Origin of the sequence: Acinetobacter sp. PK01 (assembly GCF_022819285.1) — a bacterium.
GTDB classification, from domain to species: domain Bacteria; phylum Pseudomonadota; class Gammaproteobacteria; order Pseudomonadales; family Moraxellaceae; genus Acinetobacter; species Acinetobacter tandoii.
In genome coordinates this window covers 1,152,773-1,175,557 of the sequence record NZ_CP094643.1, presented here as the reverse complement: position 1 = coordinate 1,175,557, position 22,785 = coordinate 1,152,773, and the positions used below count along the sequence as shown (strand labels likewise).

22 protein-coding genes, 1 tRNA gene and 2 rRNA genes are annotated in these 22,785 nt (G+C 39.1%); 12 read left to right on the top strand and 13 right to left on the bottom strand.

All coding sequences use genetic code 11. From position 1 onward, the window contains the following. The first annotated feature begins 14 nt into the window (after positions 1-14). Positions 15-932, top strand: coding sequence for a LysR family transcriptional regulator (locus tag MP622_RS05645; protein WP_044737865.1), 918 nt, complete (start codon positions 15-17; stop codon positions 930-932). A 237-nt stretch (positions 933-1,169) separates the two neighbouring features. On the opposite strand, the gene MP622_RS05640 is transcribed toward MP622_RS05645, so the two are convergent. The 4 genes from MP622_RS05640 to galE all read right to left on the bottom strand — a co-directional run bounded on the left by MP622_RS05640 (position 1,170) and on the right by galE (position 5,168). Next, positions 1,170-1,772, bottom strand: coding sequence for a nitroreductase family protein (locus MP622_RS05640; protein ID WP_151505422.1), 603 nt, complete (start codon positions 1,770-1,772; stop codon positions 1,170-1,172). 281 nt (positions 1,773-2,053) lie between these two features. Next, positions 2,054-2,548 (bottom strand): hypothetical protein, encoded by a 495-nt coding sequence (locus MP622_RS05635; protein WP_151505421.1) that lies wholly within the window; start codon positions 2,546-2,548, stop codon positions 2,054-2,056. A 90-nt stretch (positions 2,549-2,638) separates the two neighbouring features. Next, positions 2,639-4,033: a class II fumarate hydratase gene (gene fumC, locus MP622_RS05630; RefSeq protein WP_016167906.1), complete on the bottom strand. Its 1,395-nt coding sequence runs from the start codon at positions 4,031-4,033 to the stop codon at positions 2,639-2,641. A 130-nt stretch (positions 4,034-4,163) separates the two neighbouring features. After that, positions 4,164-5,168 carry a UDP-glucose 4-epimerase GalE gene (gene galE, locus MP622_RS05625; RefSeq protein ID WP_243792925.1) on the bottom strand — a complete coding sequence of 335 codons (1,005 nt, stop codon included), beginning with the start codon at positions 5,166-5,168 and terminating at the stop codon, positions 4,164-4,166. 71 nt (positions 5,169-5,239) lie between these two features. Between galE and tusD the strand changes: the two genes are divergently transcribed. From tusD to MP622_RS05605, 4 genes are read left to right on the top strand one after another with little or no spacing between them, the layout of a single operon-like run. Continuing rightward, positions 5,240-5,608: a sulfurtransferase complex subunit TusD gene (tusD, locus tag MP622_RS05620; protein WP_243792923.1), complete on the top strand. Its 369-nt coding sequence runs from the start codon at positions 5,240-5,242 to the stop codon at positions 5,606-5,608. A gap of 44 nt (positions 5,609-5,652) precedes the next feature. Further along, positions 5,653-6,003: a hypothetical protein gene (locus tag MP622_RS05615; RefSeq protein ID WP_016167903.1), complete on the top strand. Its 351-nt coding sequence runs from the start codon at positions 5,653-5,655 to the stop codon at positions 6,001-6,003. A 16-nt stretch (positions 6,004-6,019) separates the two neighbouring features. Next, positions 6,020-6,304, top strand: coding sequence for a DsrH/TusB family sulfur metabolism protein (locus MP622_RS05610; protein WP_104442069.1), 285 nt, complete (start codon positions 6,020-6,022; stop codon positions 6,302-6,304). Between the two features lie 19 nt (positions 6,305-6,323). After that, positions 6,324-6,635: a TusE/DsrC/DsvC family sulfur relay protein gene (locus tag MP622_RS05605; protein WP_044737871.1), complete on the top strand. Its 312-nt coding sequence runs from the start codon at positions 6,324-6,326 to the stop codon at positions 6,633-6,635. Positions 6,636-6,645: 10 nt separating this feature from the next. On the opposite strand, the gene MP622_RS05600 is transcribed toward MP622_RS05605, so the two are convergent. Together MP622_RS05600 and MP622_RS05595 are read right to left on the bottom strand one after the other, a co-directional pair. Then, entirely contained in the window at positions 6,646-7,137 is a 492-nt protein-coding gene (locus tag MP622_RS05600) for a helix-turn-helix domain-containing protein (RefSeq protein WP_243792913.1), read from the bottom strand. 255 nt (positions 7,138-7,392) lie between these two features. Next, on the bottom strand, positions 7,393-7,737 hold the full coding sequence (locus MP622_RS05595; protein ID WP_016167899.1) for a hypothetical protein: 345 nt from the start codon (positions 7,735-7,737) through the stop codon (positions 7,393-7,395). A 141-nt stretch (positions 7,738-7,878) separates the two neighbouring features. Here MP622_RS05595 and umuD point away from each other — a divergent pair, with 141 nt between their 5' ends. The 5 genes from umuD to accC all read left to right on the top strand — a co-directional run bounded on the left by umuD (position 7,879) and on the right by accC (position 12,333). Beyond that, positions 7,879-8,475, top strand: a complete 597-nt coding sequence (gene umuD / locus MP622_RS05590; RefSeq protein ID WP_044737873.1) for a translesion error-prone DNA polymerase V autoproteolytic subunit — start codon at positions 7,879-7,881, stop codon at positions 8,473-8,475. A gap of 9 nt (positions 8,476-8,484) precedes the next feature. After that, positions 8,485-9,813, top strand: a complete 1,329-nt coding sequence (locus tag MP622_RS05585) for a Y-family DNA polymerase (protein WP_243792912.1) — start codon at positions 8,485-8,487, stop codon at positions 9,811-9,813. Between the two features lie 237 nt (positions 9,814-10,050). After that, the gene (gene aroQ / locus MP622_RS05580; protein ID WP_044737875.1) at positions 10,051-10,500 is read left to right on the top strand and encodes a type II 3-dehydroquinate dehydratase; all 450 of its coding nucleotides are present in this window, start codon (positions 10,051-10,053) and stop codon (positions 10,498-10,500) included. A gap of 22 nt (positions 10,501-10,522) precedes the next feature. Next, positions 10,523-10,945, top strand: a complete 423-nt coding sequence (accB, locus tag MP622_RS05575) for an acetyl-CoA carboxylase biotin carboxyl carrier protein (protein WP_016167895.1) — start codon at positions 10,523-10,525, stop codon at positions 10,943-10,945. Positions 10,946-10,962: 17 nt separating this feature from the next. Further along, positions 10,963-12,333 carry an acetyl-CoA carboxylase biotin carboxylase subunit gene (accC, locus tag MP622_RS05570; protein WP_100240878.1) on the top strand — a complete coding sequence of 457 codons (1,371 nt, stop codon included), beginning with the start codon at positions 10,963-10,965 and terminating at the stop codon, positions 12,331-12,333. An 83-nt stretch (positions 12,334-12,416) separates the two neighbouring features. Here accC and MP622_RS05565 read toward each other — a convergent pair whose 3' ends face one another. Beyond that, positions 12,417-12,896 carry a hypothetical protein gene (locus MP622_RS05565; protein WP_044737913.1) on the bottom strand — a complete coding sequence of 160 codons (480 nt, stop codon included), beginning with the start codon at positions 12,894-12,896 and terminating at the stop codon, positions 12,417-12,419. Between the two features lie 254 nt (positions 12,897-13,150). On the opposite strand from MP622_RS05565, the gene MP622_RS05560 reads away from it, so the two are divergent. Both MP622_RS05560 and MP622_RS05555 read left to right on the top strand, forming a co-directional pair. After that, a complete protein-coding gene (locus MP622_RS05560) occupies positions 13,151-14,581 on the top strand; it encodes a GGDEF domain-containing protein (RefSeq protein ID WP_243792910.1) in 1,431 nt (476 codons plus the stop codon). A 32-nt stretch (positions 14,582-14,613) separates the two neighbouring features. Further along, positions 14,614-16,104 carry an amidase family protein gene (locus MP622_RS05555; protein ID WP_044737878.1) on the top strand — a complete coding sequence of 497 codons (1,491 nt, stop codon included), beginning with the start codon at positions 14,614-14,616 and terminating at the stop codon, positions 16,102-16,104. Here MP622_RS05555 and MP622_RS05550 read toward each other — a convergent pair. From MP622_RS05550 to MP622_RS05525, 6 genes are all read right to left on the bottom strand, one after another. Further along, a complete protein-coding gene (locus MP622_RS05550; RefSeq protein WP_243792909.1) occupies positions 16,094-17,272 on the bottom strand; it encodes an MFS transporter in 1,179 nt (392 codons plus the stop codon). The two genes, MP622_RS05555 and MP622_RS05550, sit on opposite strands and share 11 nt — an antisense overlap. 282 nt (positions 17,273-17,554) lie before the next feature. Further along, positions 17,555-17,872: an invasion associated locus B family protein gene (locus tag MP622_RS05545; RefSeq protein WP_228155312.1), complete on the bottom strand. Its 318-nt coding sequence runs from the start codon at positions 17,870-17,872 to the stop codon at positions 17,555-17,557. Positions 17,873-18,715: 843 nt separating this feature from the next. After that, positions 18,716-18,991 carry a cupin domain-containing protein gene (locus MP622_RS05540; protein WP_243792906.1) on the bottom strand — a complete coding sequence of 92 codons (276 nt, stop codon included), beginning with the start codon at positions 18,989-18,991 and terminating at the stop codon, positions 18,716-18,718. 112 nt (positions 18,992-19,103) lie between these two features. Next, positions 19,104-19,218: ribosomal RNA gene (gene rrf / locus MP622_RS05535) — 5S ribosomal RNA — on the bottom strand. A 207-nt stretch (positions 19,219-19,425) separates the two neighbouring features. Further along, positions 19,426-22,317, bottom strand: a 23S ribosomal RNA gene (locus MP622_RS05530). Positions 22,318-22,701: 384 nt separating this feature from the next. Then, a tRNA-Ala gene (locus MP622_RS05525) sits at positions 22,702-22,777 on the bottom strand. Positions 22,778-22,785: the final 8 nt, after the last annotated feature.

The window sequence follows — 22,785 nt, the reverse complement described above, 5'->3', positions numbered from 1 at the left end:
TTTAATCTAATACTATGAGCAATATTCATAATAATGTAGACATGGATTTAGCGACGTTCTACCGTATCGATATCAATCTTTATCCTCTTTTTATTGCTATTTATGAGTTAAAAAGTATTTCAAAATCAGCACATATACTCAATATTACACAATCTGCTGCTAGCCATGCCTTACAACGTTTGCGCTTACAACTGCGAGATGATTTGTTCATTCGCGCTGGTCATAAGATGCTACCTACACCGTTTGCAGAACAATCTTATCCCATCATCAAAAAAGCTTTGCATGCTATTCAAAGTGTTTCACTTCAGAAACAAAGCTTTGAACCCATCATGATTAAAACACTTAAAATTGCTGTCCATGATGAAATTGAACCGATTATTTTCCCACGACTTTTTCAACACTTCCAGCAACTCAATTTAGAGATTCAATTTACAAGTTTTAAATTAGATCGAAAAACCGTTGTTGCGGATTTGGCTGCACAGCAAATTGATTTTGTAATGGATTTAGAACAAAATTTTGGAGAGAAAATTCAATTTCAAGCACTGGTAAATGACCGTTTCGTTGTCTGTACACGACAAGCTCACATGAGCGAAAAGCATTATTTTTCTTCTCCACATATTGGCGTATCTTCCCGCCGTACAGGGTTATTATTAGAAGATATATATTTTCAACGTCAACAATTGAATCGGAACATTTTATTACGTTGCCAGAACTACTCTACTGCTCTCCAAATATTAGAACAAAATGATCAAGCGATTTTAACTCTACCAGAGACAATTTTGTCTCACTTACAAGTCGGCTCATCCTTGAATATTTTTCCTGCCCCTGCTGAATTACCTTATATGAAGATGGGTATGTTTTGGCATAAAGATTTAAATGAAAATTTAAGGCATGCTTTTTTGAGAGAGCAAATTAATTATATTTTTACTTAGGCTATTTAGGGGATACATATAAAATGCTTAGGCTATTTATCTTCTCTAAATTGGCTTATATCGACACTAAATAAAAAAATGGTTTGCATTGCAAACCATTTGAACTGAAAGATTCATCACTTAATAATTTAATCTAGATCTATTTCCATCTATCCAAATCTATTTAATTTATTGATTAGAACCTATACCACTTAAAAGAAGAAATCATAAAACTTATTTTCTCATTCGAATCTAGATTTATTGGAAAACTTTAAATCGTTCGGCATTTTCAATATATGTTTTTTCTTTAGCTTCTGCCTCTATTGAACCAAATACAAGTTGAGCACGTAGTTTCCAATTTTTAGGAATGTCCCATTCATTATGGACTTGCTCATCTACAATTGGATTGTAATGCTGTAAAGAAGCCCCTAGCCCTTCTGTATGCAACGCTGTCCATGTTGCAAATTGAGCCATAGCAGTGGAATGCTCTGCCCAGATTGGGAAGTTTTCTGCATACAAGGCAAAACGAGTTTGTAAATCTTCTACCACGCTCATGTCTTCAAAAAATAGAATTGTGCCCAATCCTGCGGCAAAACTATCCATTTTAGCCGCGGTTTTAGCTGCCGCTACTTCATCAGTTGCGTAAGTCTGTAGTTCTTTTTTCACAAAATTCCAAAACTTTTCATGCTCTGCATTAAATAAAATTACGGCGCGTGAAGACTGTGAATTAAATGAAGATGGACTTTCGCGAATCGTTCGCTGAATTAAATCCGTTAAATATTCAGGTGTTTGTTCTACATTTTTTGCCAATGCATAAATGGTACGGCGTTGTTCAATTAAGTTCAGGAATTCATTTGCCATGTTGCATGCCTTGAATGATGGTTTAATAAAAGGAGAATTCTTAGCATATGGTTTGCTAATATTGAATATTATGCAAAATCAATTCCAAATTTCTTATAAATATTAATAAAAAACATATCTATATTTTTTATATTTGGTAAAAATAGTCTTAAGAGACACTTATACGATATTTAGAATAAAGCTCAAATTTATGAGCCTATCAAATCATTTAGCGAATAAAAAACCATTTAGCCGTTAATGACAAATGGTTTCTTGTTTTAAATCAGGGGTTTTAATAAATCTTAAGCTAGGTTCGCTTGCAATACATTATTTGGAAGGTGGGCTTTCCAGATTTCTCTTAATGTTGGTAAATAGAACTTCTCACCTAGCTCAACTAATTCAGCGTCAATCAAAGCATGAATTTCGTGCATGAATAGATAATCGAGTTCTACTGTTTTTAATTTTGCATGCTTTTGGGCATCAGTTTTGCGCTTTTGTTGTGCACGCTTAACTAATTCATCCGCAAATTTTTTATCCTTAAATTTTGCCAAGGCTGTCAAACGTAGTTCAATCACACCCCAACCACTTAAAAGCAACTTAAATAGTTCAAAATCCTCAGTGTTTGACTCCCATGTCATTTCCTCTAAATTTTCATTTTCAGGCAATACTGGAAGTAACAGCTCCATCACACTTGGAAAAATCTTTTTAAAATTTAGAATAAATTTAACAGGATGCTCGCCTGGGTAATCCTTAAATTGAATACGTTTCTGAACATCTGTCAAATAAATATCTAGCATAGGTCATCATCAGCGGTAAAAATCTAATGCGTATTGTACGCACTTATGCAACAGATAAAAACCGCTGATCTCATTTCGATTTACAGAAGCTTATTTTACGTTCGGCGAAACCATATTTTCTGGTCGAACCACTGCATCAAATTGCTCTTCTGTCACCAATTGCAGCTCAACTGCCACCTGCTTAAGGGTTTTACCTTCTTTATAAGCGGTTTTAGCCACTTTTGCTGCATTCTCATAACCAATTACAGGGTTCAATGCCGTTACTAACATTAATGAATTATGTAGGAAATAATCAATTTTCTCTCGGTTTGGCTCAATTCCGACCGCACAATGCTCATTAAAGCTATTACATGCATCACCCAACAATTGAATAGATTGCAATAAGTTATATGCAATCACAGGCATAAATACATTCAGTTCAAAATTACCTGAAGCACCTGCAACGTTAATCGTTGTATCATTGCCCAAGACCTGTGCAACCACCATGGTCATAGCTTCGCTTTGGGTTGGATTCACTTTACCAGGCATGATACTTGAACCTGGTTCATTTTCAGGGATACGAATTTCACCAAAACCGCAACGTGGGCCACTGGCCAACCAACGAATATCATTCGCAATTTTATTCAGACTTGCTGCCAGTGTTTTTAATGCGCCTGATGCAAACACTGCTGCATCACGCCCAGCGAGTGCTTCAAATTTATTTGGCGCTGTAACAAAAGGAAGTCCGGTAAGCTGAGATAGTTGCTCAGCTGCTTTTTCCGCATAATCAGGATGAGCATTTAACCCTGTTCCGACAGCCGTTCCTCCTAAAGGCAACTCATATAAGCCTGACAATGCCTGATGTAAACGTTTTAAACCATGATCTAGCTGAGATACATAACCACTAAACTCTTGGCCCAAAGTTAACGGCGTTGCATCTTGTAAATGAGTACGCCCAATTTTCACAATATCATGAAATTCTTGTGCTTTAGCATCTAAGGTGTTTCGCAATTGTGTTACTGCGGGAATCAATAGTTCATTAATTTGCAGACTCGCTGCAACATGTATTGCGGTTGGGAATGAATCATTGGTTGATTGTGCACGGTTTACATGGTCATTTGGATGTACAGGTTTTTGTGCACCGAGAGGATTACCTAATTTCTGATTGGCGATATTGGCAATCACTTCATTGCAGTTCATGTTACTTTGCGTACCCGAACCAGTTTGCCAAACGACCAGTGGAAATTGGCTGTCCCACTGTCCCTGAATCACTTCTTCTGCTGCATCGACAATATAGTGTGCTAATTCTTGTGGAATTTGATTCAAATCAGAATTGGTCAATGCAGCAGCTTTTTTTACAAGCCCCATCGCTCGAATCATTGGTCGAGGTAAACGCTCGCCACCAATTTTAAAGTTCTGCAAACTCCGTTGAGTCTGCGCCCCCCACATTGCATCTGCGGGAACTTCAACTTCACCCATGGTGTCATGCTCAATACGTGTATACATGTTTACCTCTATCTTCTTTATCTATCTATGATCTTTTTTACTTATTCAGGTTGAATAGTGTTGTTATTTTAATGTAATGATACGATGGAGTAAACGATAATAATTATCATTTACTCTGGCTTTGATTCATTTAGGTGCGTAGCGTATTCTGGTAAAAACGCCACTCATCTTCCAACATCTGGGTCAAACTACGTTTTGCTTTCCAGCCTAAAAGTTGTTCCGCTTTCTCTGTATTTGCTCCAACCTGATCTAACTCTTGACTAATCAAGTAGTTGGTTTTCATGGTTTTGATTTCAGCCCCTGTTACTTGGGCAATCTGTTGCAATAAACTTTGAATCGAATAATTTTCACCTGTGATATTAAACGCTTCACAAGTATGCTGTTGAGTATATAGCCATTTCAGAGCGGCAATAACCGCATCACAACTATCCAAAACATGTACAAATCCACGCTCTACAGTACCATCCGCAGTTTTTGCCTGTTTATGTAAATCAATATATTCGCGCTGTCGAGCAGCAACTTGCATGGCTAACGGCACAATATTTTTCGGCAACGGTTGTACAAACTCACCTAGAACACCATGTTCAAACGCACCGACTACATTACCCAGTCTTAGAATGGCAATATTCCATTCTTCATCGGTCTTAAAAGTGTCACGTATGATTTCTTCAATCATTTGTTGAGACTTAATATACGGATTGGGGTATGCATAGTTAAATGGCATATCTTCTTTCAGATCCAGACTCGATTCACCATATACCGCCAAACTCGACAAATGAACCAAATGTCGCACGCCTGTTCGTTGCATGGCACGCATTAAACTCATAATACTACTGACATTGTCATTGTAATACTCAAGTGGCTTTAACACCGACTCTTGCAAAGATTTGAACCCAGCCGTATGTACAACAGCATTGACTGTATATTGCTCAAAGACCTTATTCAAAGCAGGCGTGTTGCGAATATCTAGCTTTGCAAATGGAACGTACATCCCAGAGATGTACTCCAGTCTTTCCAAGGTCTGTAGATTGGCATTGGACAAATTATCTACAATAATGACTTCCTGCCCCTGAGCCATTAAGCTAAGAGCGACATGCGAGCCTATAAAGCCTAATCCACCAGTTACTAAAATCATTGTATACTACCTATTTCTTATGAAGTCTGGACGTTCCAAGTTTCGATTGGTACAGCCTTTAAGTGAATTCCATGAGTACATTACTGTTAATTACCTCTGCTCCTACATCTATTCATGCTTGGCATGCACTCGGGCTTGCGCAAGCGTTACATACACAGCAAGAAGCATTCCGTGTTTTCTTTTATCAAGACGGAGTTTCCGTAGCCAACGCCCTGCAATGGGTGCCCGATGACCAACGAAACCTCACGACAGAGTGGCAGAAACTTGGCATTCGCTTACCTGTTTGTGTAAGTGCAGCTTTGGCAAGGGGTATCACAGATGAAGAAAATGCAAAAAGACACAATATTGACCAACATAACTTAGCGTATGGCTTTGAATTGGTCGGTTTAGGTGAACTTGCCGATGCCGTACAATCCACTGAACGTCTAATTCAATTTTAAGTGGTTATTTTTGGCGAATTTGTTGCATTTAAAAGGTAAATTGTGTGAAAACTGTACTCGTGATATTAACCCAAGCCAACCTAACCAGCTTACACGTGCATGAAAGCCTTGCTGCGACTATGGTTTTAGCGACATTCGGCTGTGAAGTCAAGGTTTTACTCGTGAACGCCGCGCTCAGTCTATTACAAGCGGAACAACAGTTTGACAGCGTCAAACATGCCTTTAAACTGGCATCTAATATGGTTGATAGCTTTGAATTTTACGACCTCACCCCAGTTTTGGTCGAAAGTGTGAATCAAGACCACCCTTTTGTGGTTCAGTCCCAACAAGAAATTGAGTTTGTTGAGCTAAATACTGAGTTTTTACAAACTTTTGATCACGTTTTATATTGGTAACGGATGAATATTTTTTATGCTAACAGCTACACTTTATTTAATTCAATCAGATTATTCATCCGCAGAGGCTAAACTCACTCAACTACAATCGCTGTTACATAGCAGTGATAGCGTTGTGTTAATGGGTGATACTGTACTTCATGCTCATCATGCAGCTTTAGCTCCGATTTTACAGTTGTACGTCCTCGATACAGATGCTTCTTTATTAAGCCATCCTGAACCAGCACAATTAAAAGTAATTTCTTATTCTGAATTTGCCGACATTTGCTTAGCACATACACGCTGTATGACCATTAAATAATAGGTTTGGAAATATCATGATGAATCTAGAACTCGATCAAGATGGTCATTTGGTCGATTACACCATCTGGACACCTGAAGTCGCTCAAGAGCTTGCAAATAGTCTTGAGCTTGAATTAACTGACTGGCATTTAAATATTTTGCATGCTGTGCGTCAATTTTACCAGCAATTTGGGCATTCACCTGCAACCCGCCCGCTCATTAAATTTTTAATGAAAAGCGTTAGCCCAGATATTAACAATGCCATGCTGCAAGAGAAATTTAACACGGGTCTTGTTGCCCGACATTTAAGTCGCCTCGCAGGTGTTCCCAAACCAGCCAATTGTTTATAAAAACGAAAGCTTAAGCCTGTTGTATCGGCACAGCAGGTCGAGCTTCAGCATGAAATGGATGGTGACGAAATAGAGGTTTAACCTGACGAGCATGCAGAGGCTCTCCGCACTCAGAACACACGGTAATCGCAGTAAAGACTTTACCGCATTGTTTATGCATAAGCTGCATAGGCTTACCTGTACCATCATCCATCCATTTATCAGCCCATGTCACCATACTCATCAGTACAGGATAAAGCTCCAGACCTTTTTCAGTTAAGCAATACTCGAAACGCTGCTGTCGCTCAGTATAAGGTCTTTTTTCTAGAATTTCATGGTCGACCAGACGCTTTAAACGGTCAGCCAAGACATGCCGAGTGACCCCCAATTGCTGTTGAAAATCATCAAAACGGCGCATACCCATAAACGCATTACGTAAAACCAATAATGTCCATCGATCTCCAATGATCGATAAGGCTCGTGCAATCGAACATGGTTGCTCGCCAATTTCATCCCATTTCATAGATTTCGTTATTCCAACTGTTCTTTTTCAAAAGTATCGGATTGTGGCAATTTTGACAATATTGCGGTCTGAATCTATAGCAGCAATAAAAAAAGCCATGTTATTCACATGGCTATTAAGAGGTACAAACAACAACTAGGGAAGTAGTTGCTGGTTAACGGGCACTCACCCTTTTAACACGGCTATTGTGATCGTATTTAACGTATCATTTCCCGTCATTTTCATGTCATTTCCAGACAAATTTAAGCCATTTGCTTAAACTTCATCCCCTTCTTTCCAGACATCTTCATATTCTTCACGATCAATCATAAAGCGGTAGCCATGCTCCAATGCCAAATATGGCAGAACTTCTGGCAACAATTTATCCAGCTCTTTGACGGACACCGTTTGGAAGAAATCTTCACTGTCGTCATGTTCGCCTGCATAAATAAACCAAGTGACATCTTCCCCTGCTTCTGGCTTGTTACGAATGCCCACAATTGGTTCTTGATTTAAAGACGCGACTGCAACGGCAATCACATCATTTTCATGCACTGCAATATACTTTGAGCCATATTCTTCACATACCAGTTTTTGTTCAGTGATTAAATCCATATCCATTGTGGATACCAAATGTAATGATTGATGTTCCGCAGTTTAGAACCAAGCGCCATTTGTCTCAAGTCATCCCCACACAAAATATACTGTCGCAGGTTGTATTTTTCTGTTAATCTTGATTTTGTAACTTTATCAAGGTGGATTATGAGCGAATCAAACAAAGCCTCTCATGGTGGCAAACGTGCGAATGCAGGACGTAAATCACAATACACTGAAAAAACGGTTGTCATGCGTGTTCCTGAGTCTAAAGTCATGGCTATTAAAGAATGGCTGAAACCTGTACCTGAAGATGACCGTCAAAATAATATTCAACTGAACCCAATTCATTTACAAACTGAATTGGCAATTCCATCTCCACTCGAATCTGTCGCGGCAGGGTTTCCTTCTCCCGCCCAAGACTACATAGAAGATTATATCGACCTAAATAAGTATTTGGTTAAAAACCCAGCCAGCACTTTTATTTTACGCGTGAATTCTTTATCTATGAAAAATGCAGGGATTGATGCAGGAGACCAAATTCTGATTGACCGTAAATTAAATGCAGAACATGGCGATATTGTATTAGCACTCATTAACAACGAATTTACGGTTAAACGCTTTATGCAAGATAAGCATGCAGATAATGGTTTTAAGTTTTGGCTAAAAGCAGAAAACCCCGACTATCCAGACATCTACCCGCGTGGTGAGGAAAATATTGCTATTTGGGGTGTTGTTATCTGCATTTTAAAAAAGCTCAAATAAGTGACTATTATGGACAAGCTTTATCATCAAGAATTATTCGCGCTGATTGACATCAACAACTGTTATGTCAGTTGTGAACGCGTATTTAACCCAAAATTGAATGATAAGCCTGTAGTCGTGCTCAGTAATAACGATGGCTGTGTCATTTCACGTAGCAATGAAGCCAAAGCTCTGAATATTTCTATGGCAGTACCTTGGCATGAAATTGAACGAGATGCGCTAAAAGCTGGTGTACAAGTCCTTTCAAGTAACTATCCACTTTATGCCGATATGTCACGTCGTTTTTTTGATATTTTAGGTGAGCACTTTAATGAGCATGATCTTGAACCCTACTCGATTGATGAATGCTTTATACGGCTCACGAGCTACGCACAACTTTTCGATATCGAACAATATTGTCGAGAACTTGTGAAAAAAATTGCGCAATGGCTTGGTTTACCGTGCTGTATTGGAATTGGTTATTCAAAAACTCAGGCAAAACTTGCAAACCATTTTGCCAAGAAACGAAAGAGCTTTAATCAGGTCTGTTTTTTGCCCACATTGGACTTATGCAGTTTTGAAGGGCTACTGCTCGAAACACCTGTAGAAGAAGTTTGGGGTATTGGACGAAAAATCAGTAAAAAATTACAGCATTATGCAATTCATAATAGCTTTGACTTAACTTTTGCCAATGAACATTACCTCAGTAAAGAGTTTTCTGTCCTGATTGCACGTACAATTCGTGAACTAAAAGGTCAGTCCTGCATTGCATTAGATGATCCGACATTACCAGCAAAAAACATTCTTTCCTCTCGTAGTTTTGCCAAAGCATTGGCACAAAAAGAGGTCATAAAACAAGCAATGATTTTTCATGTCAATCGTGTTCATAAACGCCTGATGCAACAACAACAACTCTGCGCCTGTATCCATGTTTCTTTGTATGAAAAGGTACCTAAGTCACCCCATAAAAAGAGCCATTCACATGCCATAGGCTTACAATATGCTAGTGATGATCTATTAATTTTAAACAAGGCTGCTCTACAGCAAATTGATGTTTTATTTGAAGAAAATAAGAAATATGTGAAAGTTGCTATCATGCTTTCTGCACTACATCCCAAAAGTCAGCATATTGATGATTTGTGGCAACCCATCGACCTGATTCAACAACGCGAAGAACTGATGAAAACTTTGTACAAAATGAAACATCGTTATGGTTCTGATTGCATACAAATTGGTTATCATTCCAACAGCACTGTATGGAAGATGAAACAACTACATCGGTCGCCACGTTACACTACTTGTTGGAATGAAATGTTAACAATTGATGATTCTCTATTCAGCCAAACGACTTGTAAATGAGCTGTTTTGGTCAATTCATGCCTTAAAAGAAAATAACTGCTCTATTGTAAATTTTGTCATTTTTTAACATTGCCAATTGTTAGCAAAGTTCGCAATATATGTCCCAAGTTCTGGCACATACCTTCTACAATAATTCAAAGAAAAAACAAAAGACTTGTAGGATATTATGCCATAATAAGCAAACTTTGCAGACATCTTGCAAAGCAATATTGCAAACTTAAAATTGGAGCGTGCTGAATGAGTTCGACCATTTTGGTCATTCATGGACCGAATTTAAACTTACTAGGAAAACGAGAACCAGAAGTATATGGTCATCTCACCCTAGAGGATATCAATCAGCAACTCATCTCTCAAGCGCAAAAAGCATCAACAACTCTCGATACTTTTCAAAGTAACTGGGAAGGTGCCATTGTCGACCGAATTCATCAAGCGCAACAAGAAGGCGTACAGTTCATCATTATTAACCCAGCAGCACTAACACATACCTCAGTTGCTGTGCGTGATGCCCTTCTTGGCGTAGCAATCCCTTTTATTGAAGTGCATTTGTCAAATGTTCATGCCCGTGAAGCATTTAGACATCACTCTTATCTTTCCGATAAAGCCGTTGGCGTAATTTGCGGTTTGGGTGCTAAAGGCTATGCTACTGCACTCGATTATGCCCTCGAAAAAATTCAACCATCTAAGTAATCATAATCAGGAATACTGTCTCATGGATATTCGTAAAATCAAGAAGCTCATCGATTTGATGATTGAATCTGACTTACAAGCGATCGAAGTTAAAGAAGGTGATCAATCGATTGCATTAACTCGTCGTAGTCCAGTCGTTGCAGCAGGAATTGCGGCAATGCCAGCTCCATCAGCAGAAATTCCATCTGCACCAAAATCTTCACCACGTGGTGCTGTTGAAACTTCACCAATGGTTGGTGTGTTCTATGCTGCGCCAAGCCCAGGTGAAGCACCATTTATTAAGGTAGGTCAAACTGTAACTGCTGGTGAAACACTAGGTATTATCGAAGCAATGAAAATCATGAACCCAATTGAGGCAACTCAAAGCGGCGTGATTGAAGAAATTCTTGTGAAAAACGGTGAAGTGATCCAATTCGGTCAACCTTTATTCCGCTATCGCGCATAACACCACGGGGACTTACAATGTTGCAAAAAGTTCTAATTGCAAACCGAGGTGAAATCGCTTTACGTATCACCCGTGCTTGCAAAACCTTAGGAATTAAAACTGTTGGTATCTATTCAGATGCCGACAAAGACCTAATGCATTTACGTTTTTGTGATGAAGCGGTGTGCATTGGCCCAGGAGCGAGTAGCGAGAGCTATTTAAATATTCCTGCAATTATTACTGCTGCAGAAATTACAGGTGCAGATGCCATTCACCCTGGTTATGGCTTCTTATCTGAAAATGCTGAGTTTGCTGAAATTGTAGAAACCTCTGGTTTTATTTTTATTGGTCCACGTCCTGAGCATATTCGCTTGATGGGGAACAAAGTATCTGCAATTACCGCTATGCGTAAAGCAGGTGTACCAACCGTTCCTGGTTCTGCGAATGCTGTAACACCACAAAATGCCCTTGCTGAAGCAAAAGAAATTGGCTTTCCACTAATTGTGAAAGCAGCTTCAGGTGGTGGTGGTCGTGGTATGCGTATTGTAGAACGTGTAGATACACTACTTGAGTCTGTACAAGCAGCTCAACGTGACGCAGAAATGTGGTTTGGTGATGACACGGTTTACATGGAACGCTTCCTACAAAAGCCACGTCACGTTGAAATCCAAGTTCTGGGTGATGGTAATGGCCATGCAATCCACTTATTTGATCGTGACTGTTCTTTACAACGTCGCCACCAAAAAGTATTGGAAGAAGCGCCTGCACCAAACTTACCAGAACAAGCACGTGCAGACATTTTAGAAGCATGTGTGAATGCATGTAAGATGATGCAATACCGCGGTGCAGGTACATTTGAGTTCTTATTTGAAGATGGTGAATTCTTCTTTATCGAGATGAACACCCGTGTTCAAGTTGAGCATCCTGTTACTGAAATGGTTACAGGGATCGACATTATTGAGCAGCAATTACGTATTGCGGCAGGTCTTGGACTTGAAATTGCTCAAGAAGATGTTGAATGTAAAGGTCACGCGATGGAATGTCGTATTAATGCGGAAGATCCTTCTACATTTATGCCATCTCCAGGTAAAATCGAGCATTTCTATGCTCCAGGTGGTGCGGGTATTCGCCTAGACTCACATATTTATCAGGGTTATAGCATTCCGCCTTACTACGACTCAATGATCGCCAAGCTCATTGCACATGGTAAAGATCGTGAAACATGTATCGCTCGTATGCGTCAAGCCTTAGATGAAATGATCCTGACTGGAATTAAAACCAATATTCCTTTGCATAAAGATCTAATTCTACAAGACAAAAACTTCTGCAAACATGCGATGGATATTCACTATCTAGAAAAGCATTTGTTGAAGCAACTTGAAGGTCAAGCAGAGAAAGCTGCTTCTTAATTATTGCCCCCGTTATAAAAAAGCCAGTCAATAGACTGGCTTTTTTAATTTATGTGATCGTATTTGTCTACATCAAAATATTCTTAGGGCAAAACACGACGCAATGTTGCAAAACATTGACCGGCTTTTTCATTATTACAGAAATTAATGGTCGTCGGATTTTTCCATTGCACAAAATACTGAGAAATTTCACCAGACTGGTCTTGTTTATATCCAGAGCAATCTGCTTCGTTGTTATCATATTTTACCTGTAACATTAATACAGGAAGTTGAGCACCCGTATCTTTCGAAGCCTGATAATCATAGATTCCCGTAGACCATTCTTGACCACTTTTAATGAATACATCGTTATTACTTTTAAAATTATAGTATTCAATACATTTTTTATTGTTAGGAATTTCCATCCCCCACAAACCTACAATTTCAGGTCGAGTCATAATACGAATTGTATTGGCACCACGATCTGCCTCATCTTGAGCATTTTGCGTTGCAGTGGAACTTTCATTTGCCATGCTCATTGCTGAACATAACATCAAGACCACTGTAAGATATGCTTTTTTCATATAGTTAATCAGCCATTGCATCCCTGCAAATACGTTATCATATTTTTAAGCAAAACCATCACTTATAACCATTTCACTACAATCTATTTGTATAAAAAGATGCGCTTTTACCATCTAGTACTAGCACTTTCTTCTTGGAAATCTATAGAATGATTTCCAACAGCTTTTAAAATCAAAGCGAATATTGAGTATACTTTTATTTTCTTCAATTAGTAGAAAATCATAACGCTTAAATTAAGGATGATTATTTGTAAATGCAAATCAGACAACTTATAACTCCTTCAATTCAACAACAATCTTATGCTTTTTTAATAATCGCAACCGTCATTTTTGCTTGCTGTTTAATTGGTATATTTACACGTCCAATCACTTTTTTAGCCTTATTATGGCCTGCTAATCCTGTGTTATTAGGATTATTCTTACGATTTCCAAAACTCAATAACTTTGGCGGTTGGTTGGGTGCCATTATCGCTTATGCTATTGCAGATTTGATTACAGGTAATTCAATTGAACTTACACTTTATTTAACTATATCGAACTTAATTAGTGTCTCCATCCCTTTAATTCTGGTTCATTTCACAAAACTAAATTATCGTGACTATAATAAGGGCTTAAGCTTTCTATATTTATTCGCCATGTGTACTTTGGGTGGTTGTCTGCTAAGTGCTATTTTTGCAGTTCAGACGATCACACACGTACCAAACAGCTTTATGTCTCCTGAACGTTTTTGGACTGAATTTGGGATGTGGTGGACAGGAGAAATTTTTAACTTTGTGACTTTTCTCCCCTTAATTCTTACATTCCCCACAAGAAAAGAAAGTCAACAATGGATTTTTGAACTCTTTACTGAACCACTAAAAACCAGTGATATTCTGCCTTTTATCGCTATCATCATTTCAGTCGCTTTCACACACATATTTTTTGGCCCAGGTTCATTACTTTATCCCTTAGCAGCCTTAATTTGGGCCGCACTAAGTTATAGATTATTTTCTGTTGCATTTATTAATAGTGTCGTCTGCATAGTGACCTATCATAGCTTAACCTACTTTTACTTATCATCTTCATCTAATGCTTTTTTAAGTACGACCATATCTATTCGTATTGGGTTATGTATGCTTGGAATTGCACCTCTCATTCTGTGTGCAATCAGCCAAAATCGTCAGAAACTTTATCGTCAAGTTCTCGACTATGCCAATCATGACAGTTTAACAAATACATTGAATCGACGGTATTTTCTGGAACAAAGTCAATTATTTATTCAAGAGCTCCAGAATAAATCTGTAAGCATTCTCATGATAGATATTGACCACTTTAAGCAAATGAATGACCGATACGGCCATCACGTAGGCGATTTAGTCTTACAACAGTTCGCAAAATTAGTAAAACAAAAAATTGGTTTTGATGACTTATTCGCACGTATTGGCGGTGAAGAATTTACTGTGTTAACGTTGAATACATCACTCGAAGATACAATTCAGTTAGCTGAACGCATTCACCATACCATCGAAACCGCTATTCTAAATATTGAAAATCAGTTTCAAATTCAGATGACCATCAGCATTGGGATTGCACATCAAGCCTTACCTTTATCTGGAACATTGCAACAACTGATTGTTCAAGCAGACCAAGCCCTTTATAGTGCAAAAGCCCAAGGAAGAAATCAGATTATTATTTCAACTAAATGAGTATAAGACAGTAAATCTGGAGTAAAACAATAATGAAGTTTTCGGAATATCAACAGTATGATGGTTTAGGATTAGCTGAACTGGTTGCTAAAAAAGAAGTTCATCCTCATGAATTATTACTTACAGCATTGTTAAGGGCTGCAGAAGTCAATCCCAAGCTCAATGCCATTACCATTCCAATGCATGATTACGCACAAAAACGTTCTCAGCAATCTCTTCAAGGTCCCTTTGCTGGCGTTCCCTTTTTAGTAAAAGATTTATTTCAAGAGTTTAAAGGCTATCCGAGTACCTTTGGTAGCAAAGCATTTAAACGGGCAAATTATATTGCACAAACCAATTCTGAAATTGTTAATCGTTGGGAAAAAGCAGGTATTGTGACGTTTGGTCGAACCAATACACCTGAATTTGGAATAAAAGGCATTACAGAGCCAGAAGCCTGGGGAGCCTGCCGCAATCCATGGAATTTAAAGCACAATAGTGGCGGTTCTTCAGGTGGGTCTGCTTCTGCTGTTGCCGCTAGTATAGTGCCTCTTGCAGGTGCTGGTGACGGTGGCGGCTCAATACGCATTCCAGCTTCTTATTGTGGCTTGTTTGGTCTAAAGCCAAGTCGAGGCCGAACACCATGGGGACCCCATTTAAGTGAAGCTATGCATGGGGCAGCCATGCAACATGTGTTAACTAAATCGGTACGCGATAGTGCAGCCATGCTAGATGCTACACACGGCTCTGAACTCCATTCTCTTTTTTCAATTAAAACACCAGAGCAAAGCTACCTAGAGATTATTCAACACCCACCAAAACAGCTCAAAATTGCCTATAGTGTGACATCTCCAATAGGAACTAAAGTTTCTAGTGAGGCTGAAGCAGCCATTTTACATACTGCAAAGTTACTCGAATCTTTGGGACACATCGTGGTAGAGGCTCAACCGCCTATCAATGGCATGTCGTTAGCGAAAGACTTTATCACCACTTGGTTTAGCCAGTTTGCCTATACCATTCAGGAAACACGATCTCTGTTTAATATTCAAAATGATGATTTTGAACTGGATTCATTAGCTTTGGCTGCATTTGGCGAAACAACAACAGCATTACAATATATTCATAACCTTAATAATTGGGGCCAATATGCAGCACAGATGAATCATTTTTTTGAACAATATGATTTATATCTCATTCCATCAACTGCAACAACCGCACCCAAGAATGGTGAAATTAAAACACCTCTATGGCAAAAACAATTATTGAAAACTCTTCTTAAAATAGGCCAAGCGCATCGACTTGCTGAAGGAAAATTTATTGAAAAAATCATTAAAGAAAATCTGAAGTGGGTACCATTCACCCAATTGGCTAACATTACAGGCTTACCCGCAATGTCCGTTCCACTTTATTGGAACAACAACCAACTTCCTTTAGGCTCGCAATTTGTTGCACCATTCGGACGAGAAGATCGACTTTTACAATTGGCACAACAATTGGAACAGGCCCAACCTTGGGAAAAAAAATATAGTCAAATTAAGATTTAAGCTCAGCTAAATGGTCTTTCTGTACTTTATTGGGCAATCCTGCAACAAAAATTAAGCCCATAAATACAGAAAGTCCAGCAATTATAAAGACATGTTCACCTGAAATTTCAGTCCAGTACTTACCCGCTAATAAACTGCCTGAAGCAACTCCTAATCCCCACATTGTACTGTACAGAGCTTGTCCACGTCCCTGCTGCCCAGACATAAAATTTTCAAAGATAATGCGCATCGCAATCATATGAAAAAGACCAAAACTAAAAGCATGAATCGTTTGAGCAAACAACTGCATCAAAAATATATTCGGGAAAAAGCCGACGATTAACCATCGAATACCCGTGAGTATCAAACACAGACTCACCAAAAAGCGCCACGAGAATTTCTTAAGAAAAATATTAGCAAAAGCAAACATAATAATTTCTGCTATTACACCAATTGCCCATAAAAAACCAATTTCAGTTGTTGAATAGCCGCCCTGTTTAAGATAATTACTATAAAAACTATAAAAAGGTGCATGTGATAGCAACATAATAAATTCAATAATAAAGAAGGATGCGACCACCGGTTTTTTTATAATTGGTAACAGTGGTTCAAGTTTCTTCTGTGATTTAGGTGCACTCTTAGGTTCATGAATAGTAAATGACCATAGAAAAGCTAAAAATGAGATACACAGCAATAGAATGGGTAGCATAGAGATCGGGATTATTTCTAATAATGCCCCTATACAAAATACACCCACGATAAAACCGATAGACCCCCATTTTCGAACTTTGCCATATAACTCAGCCCTTTTATCTCCCAACCAGAATAATGTAACGCCCTCAAATTGCGCTAAAATTGCATTTTGGAAGAAACTAAAAATCAACATCAGCAAAGCAATCGATTGAAAACTATTTGGTATGAGAAAAATTAAGAACCATATACAAGCTTCCATCCAAGTTGCTATTCTAACTAATAACATCCGTTTGCCAGATTTATCAGCCACCCATCCCCATATAAATGGTGCAAAAAAACGAGTAATAATGGCAATAGAAGATAAAATACCAATTTCCTGAAAATTAAAGCCTTGGTCTTGTAAATAAAGACTCCAATACGGCATAAATGTTCCAACAATACAATAGTAAAAAAGATAGAAACCACCTAGTTTAGTCGTCATTGGAAGGGTTAGCATCAGGTCATTTTCTCTAGTATTTACAATAGCTTAAATCTTTTTAAAGTTGTATCCGTTTGTACCTGCAATGCTTAGGTATCAGTTACCAAAGATAGAAAGCACTCAAATCAATGATTATATCCGCTTATATACTACATTGTCCCAATAACAAGCTCTTCTAAAAACAGGTAAACCCTTAAGAGTTAAAGAATATTTATGTGATTTTTGGATATAATTCAAAATTGAATTTTTACGGAATATCTATTGAAATACAATAACTCAACGATACTCCGTGTGCCATAATTAGAAGCTATAATTTCTATCATTACCTAGTTTTGAAAATTGATCTTCCATATCATTAAATGCATCGGTAAAACCATCTAACGAAATTTTGTTCTCAATAAGTTGTTTTTTATTATTCTGAAATCGTGTAAAAGCATAATTTCCACTTTTAAATTGCTTAATCAATTCTGAACCATTTCTAAATAATCCTTCACGCTCTTGAAGGATTCCTTTGTTATCCACATGAATAAAAACTGGATTATCCTTTAAATGTTTTTCACCAATATTTACAATGTATTGATAATTAACATGCAAAATGGAAATAGGTCCTTTACTCATAACACATGCTTTCATATCTTCAAATACTTTGTATTGACATTTTATTTTCCAGCTAGCGCGCCCGAGCAACTTATTCTCGATTAAGTCCATTTCGACATAATTACTTGATTTAGCATTAACTTTTAAAATTAAATTGGAAATTTGATCTTCAGATGCATTAGTGTTACTAGCTATGATAGAGCTTATAATAAAAAAGATAAAAAAAAATTACGCATAATGAAATCCCCAGTACATTTAAAAAAGCTATAATAATCAACATTTTTTTGATATCTATTGCCTAATGTATCATTTTTAAAAAATAAGTGTGTTTTTTTACAAATAAATCTAAATATGTTGCTTATTACTCATTTTTTACTCAAAGTACTTCCAAGTTGCTCTTGTTATGATGTCTGTATTATACAAACTTATAAAATTTGACTACACAGAATAATAAAAAAGCTATATTTTCAAGTATTTTACTGTCTACATTGTGGCTAATTGATCTTAATCACATTAATATAAAACTTCTAAATTCTCTATGAAGTAAATTTAAAAATTAATGTATTTCCTATTAACACATAACTTAAGGAGTTTCTTAAAATAATAATCCCACTCTTTCTATAAAGACTTTATTAATCTTTATCCATCGCATCAATCTATATCTTTTTAAAAAATTCTAAGTTATTTACATATAACTATTAATTCTACAAAAATTAAATTTGTACTTTATATTATTTAGCACTGCACATTCAGAAATGTTTTATATTTTAATCAATAGAATACAAATTAAAATATGAATAAAAAATTATCAAAAAAACCATACAAGGTGGTTTTCAGATTTATTAATAACCAGTAAGCTTCAAACTATTTTTCAATTTTGTGTTTAACGTGTGCAGGAATATTGATGTAATCGCCCGTGGACAACTCACGTTTTGAACCGCCCTCAAATTCTAGTATTGCTTTCCCTTCAACAACCATGACCCATTCATTCTCATCCTGATCATACCAACCTTTATCAGGAGAGCTATGTCCTTTAGAAACAATACGCTCTATTCTTATGGTTAAAGCATGAATAATCTCTTCACTTACTTCTACGCTTAGATCTTTTGGCAGTGAATCGAATATATTAACTGAATTCATTCTTATAGATTCGTCTTATGTAATTTATCCAATTATATCTTATCCATCTATTCATTATTTTCCATATAAAAAAACACCCCCTTCTTATTAGAAGGGGGTGTTTGAATTAATGAGCTGGCGATGACTTACTCTCACATGGGTAACCCCACACTACCATCAGCGCTAAGAGGTTTCACTTCTGAGTTCGGGAAGGGATCAGGTGGTTCACTCTTGCTATTGTCGCCAGCACAACTGTTTATGGATACTTGCTTGGTCTTAAGTTTACATTTCTGTATGTGCCAAGGTTTTTTCCAAATGAGTTATTAACGGATTAGTTAACTGAGTCGAATTTTATGTTCTAGCTTTCACTAAATCAAGTTTTTTGTTTCAGATCAGGGTTAACTGATCTTTTATGAATCGATTATAAGCTTTAAATACAACTGCTTGGGTGTTGTATAGTCAAGCCTCACGAGCAATTAGTATTGGTCAGCTTCACATATCACTATGCTTCCACATCCAACCTATCAACGTCGTAGTCTTCAACGGCTCTTTAGAGGACATAAAGTCCTAGGGAAATCTTATCTTGAGGTAGGCTTCCCGCTTAGATGCTTTCAGCGGTTATCCCTTCCGAACATAGCTACCCGGCGATGCGACTGGCGTCACAACCGGTACACCAGAGGTTCGTCCACTCTGGTCCTCTCGTACTAGGAGCAGATCCTCTCAAATTTCCAGCGCCCACGGTAGATAGGGACCGAACTGTCTCACGACGTTCTAAACCCAGCTCGCGTACCTCTTTAAATGGCGAACAGCCATACCCTTGGGACCTGCTTCAGCCCCAGGATGAGATGAGCCGACATCGAGGTGCCAAACACCGCCGTCGATATGAACTCTTGGGCGGTATCAGCCTGTTATCCCCAGAGTACCTTTTATCCGTTGAGCGATGGCCCTTCCATACAGAACCACCGGATCACTAAGACCTACTTTCGTACCTGCTCGACTTGTGGGTCTCGCAGTTAAGCGCGCTTTTGCCTTTATACTCTACGCGTGATTTCCGACCACGCTGAGCGCACCTTCGTACTCCTCCGTTACTCTTTAGGAGGAGACCGCCCCAGTCAAACTACCCACCAGACATGGTCCTCGTCCCGGATAACGGGACAGAGTTAGAACCTCAACATTACCAGGGTGGTATTTCAAGGACGGCTCCATTGGAACTGGCGTTCCAACTTCAAAGCCTCCCACCTATCCTACACAAGTAAGGTCAAAGTTCAATGTCAAGCTGCAGTAAAGGTTCACGGGGTCTTTCCGTCTAGCCGCGGGTACACTGCATCTTCACAGCGATTTCGATTTCACTGAGCCTCTGCTGGAGACAGCGCCGCCATCATTATGCCATTCGTGCAGGTCGGAACTTACCCGACAAGGAATTTCGCTACCTTAGGACCGTTATAGTTACGGCCGCCGTTTACTGGGGCTTCGATCAAGAGCTTCGCTTACGCTAACCCCATCAATTAACCTTCCAGCACCGGGCAGGCATCACACCCTATACGTCCACTTTCGTGTTTGCAGAGTGCTATGTTTTTAATAAACAGTTGCAGCGGCCTGGTTTCTGTGGCTGCCAATAGCTCAGGGAGCAAGTCCCATCACCGTCAGCAGCGTACCTTCTCCCGAAGTTACGGTACCATTTTGCCTAGTTCCTTCAGCAGAGTTCTCTCAAGCGCTTTGGTCTACTCGACCTGACCACCTGTGTCGGTTTCGGGTACGATTCCTGTGTAACTGAAGCTTAGAGACTTTTCCTGGAAGCATGGTATCAGCCACTTCACTGTACAAGTACAGCTTGCTATCAGTTCTCAGCATAGAGTACCCCGGATTTGCCTAAGATACATGCCTACAACCTTCCACCTGGACAACCAACGCCAGGCTGACTTAACCTTCTCCGTCCTCTCATCGCATTACACAGAAGTATTGGAATATTAACCAATTTCCCATCGACTACGCCTCTCGGCCTCGCCTTAGGGGTCGACTCACCCAGCCCCGATTAACGTTGGACTGGAACCCTTGGTCTTTCAGCGAACGGGTTTTTCACCCGTTTTGTCGTTACTCACGTCAGCATTCGCACTTCTGATACCTCCAGCATACTTCTCAATACACCTTCATCGGCTTACAGAACGCTCCCCTACCACTTGACTAATGTCAAATCCGCAGCTTCGGCACATAGTTTTAGCCCCGTTACATCTTCCGCGCAGGCCGACTCGACTAGTGAGCTATTACGCTTTCTTTAAAGGGTGGCTGCTTCTAAGCCAACCTCCTAGCTGTCTATGCCTTCCCACATCGTTTCCCACTTAACTATGATTTTGGGGCCTTAGCTGGCGGTCTGGATTGTTTTCCTCTTGACTACGGACGTTAGCACCCGCAGTCTGTCTCCCGGATAGTACTCATAGGTATTCGGAGTTTGCATCGGTTTGGTAAGTCGGGATGACCCCCTAGCCGAAACAGTGCTCTACCCCCTATGGTATTCGTCCGAGGCGCTACCTAAATAGCTTTCGGGGAGAACCAGCTATCACCAGGCTTGATTAGCCTTTCACCCCTATCCACAAGTCATCCCCTGGCTTTTCAACGACAGTGGGTTCGGTCCTCCAGTTAGTGTTACCCAACCTTCAACCTGCTCATGGATAGATCGCCTGGTTTCGGGTCTACACCCAGCAACTAAACGCCCTATTAAGACTCGATTTCTCTACGGCTCCCCTATACGGTTAACCTTGCTACTGAATGTAAGTCGCTGACCCATTATACAAAAGGTACGCAGTCACCGAACAAGTCGGCTCCCACTGCTTGTATGCATGCGGTTTCAGGATCTATTTCACTCCCCTCACAGGGGTTCTTTTCGCCTTTCCCTCACGGTACTGGTTCACTATCGGTCAGTCAGGAGTATTTAGCCTTGGAGGATGGTCCCCCCATATTCAGACAAGGTTTCACGTGCCTCGCCCTACTCGACATCATCATGTAAGCCCTTTCGTGTACAGGACTATCACCCACTATGGTTGCACTTCCCAGAGCATTCCACTAAAACTTACATGACTTAATGGGCTTTTCCCCGTTCGCTCGCCGCTACTGAGGGAATCTCAATTGATTTCTTTTCCTAAGGGTACTGAGATGTTTCACTTCCCCTCGTTCGCCTTGCAACACTATGTATTCATGTTGCAATACCTACCTTATAGTAGGTGGGTTCCCCCATTCAGAAATCTCCGGATCAAAGGATATTTGCCGCCTCCCCGGAGCTTATCGCAGGCTATTACGTCTTTCATCGCCTCTGACTGCCAAGGCATCCACCACATGCACTTAATTACTTGACTATACAACCCCAAACAGTCGCTAACACATACAAGTGAGTGTTATCGTTGCAAACTTAATTGCTACTGATTTGTTGTCTGTGCACTTAAGCACTGTACAGCTTCAATCTAAATTCATATACCAAAACGCTTGATTCAGTGTTTTTGCTAGTTCTCAATCAACTTAGATCAAAGAATTACTTCTTCTTTCTTCGTCATTGAGTGAACAATTTATTTCAGACTCAATTTTCTAATCTGTTAATGATTAACTACAGCCTCGTCAGCTTGCAGTAAACTGTGATAAATCACAGAAGTTAACAAGACGCGCATATTACGCTAACTTCTTATTAATTTCTATAATCTAATACTTCGTTTGCTTGTTTCTTAGCTCATTGCAATGCAATGTGATGGTGGAGACTAGGAGAGTCGAACTCCTGACCTCCTGCGTGCAAAGCAGGCGCTCTACCAACTAAGCTAAGTCCCCAGCTTATC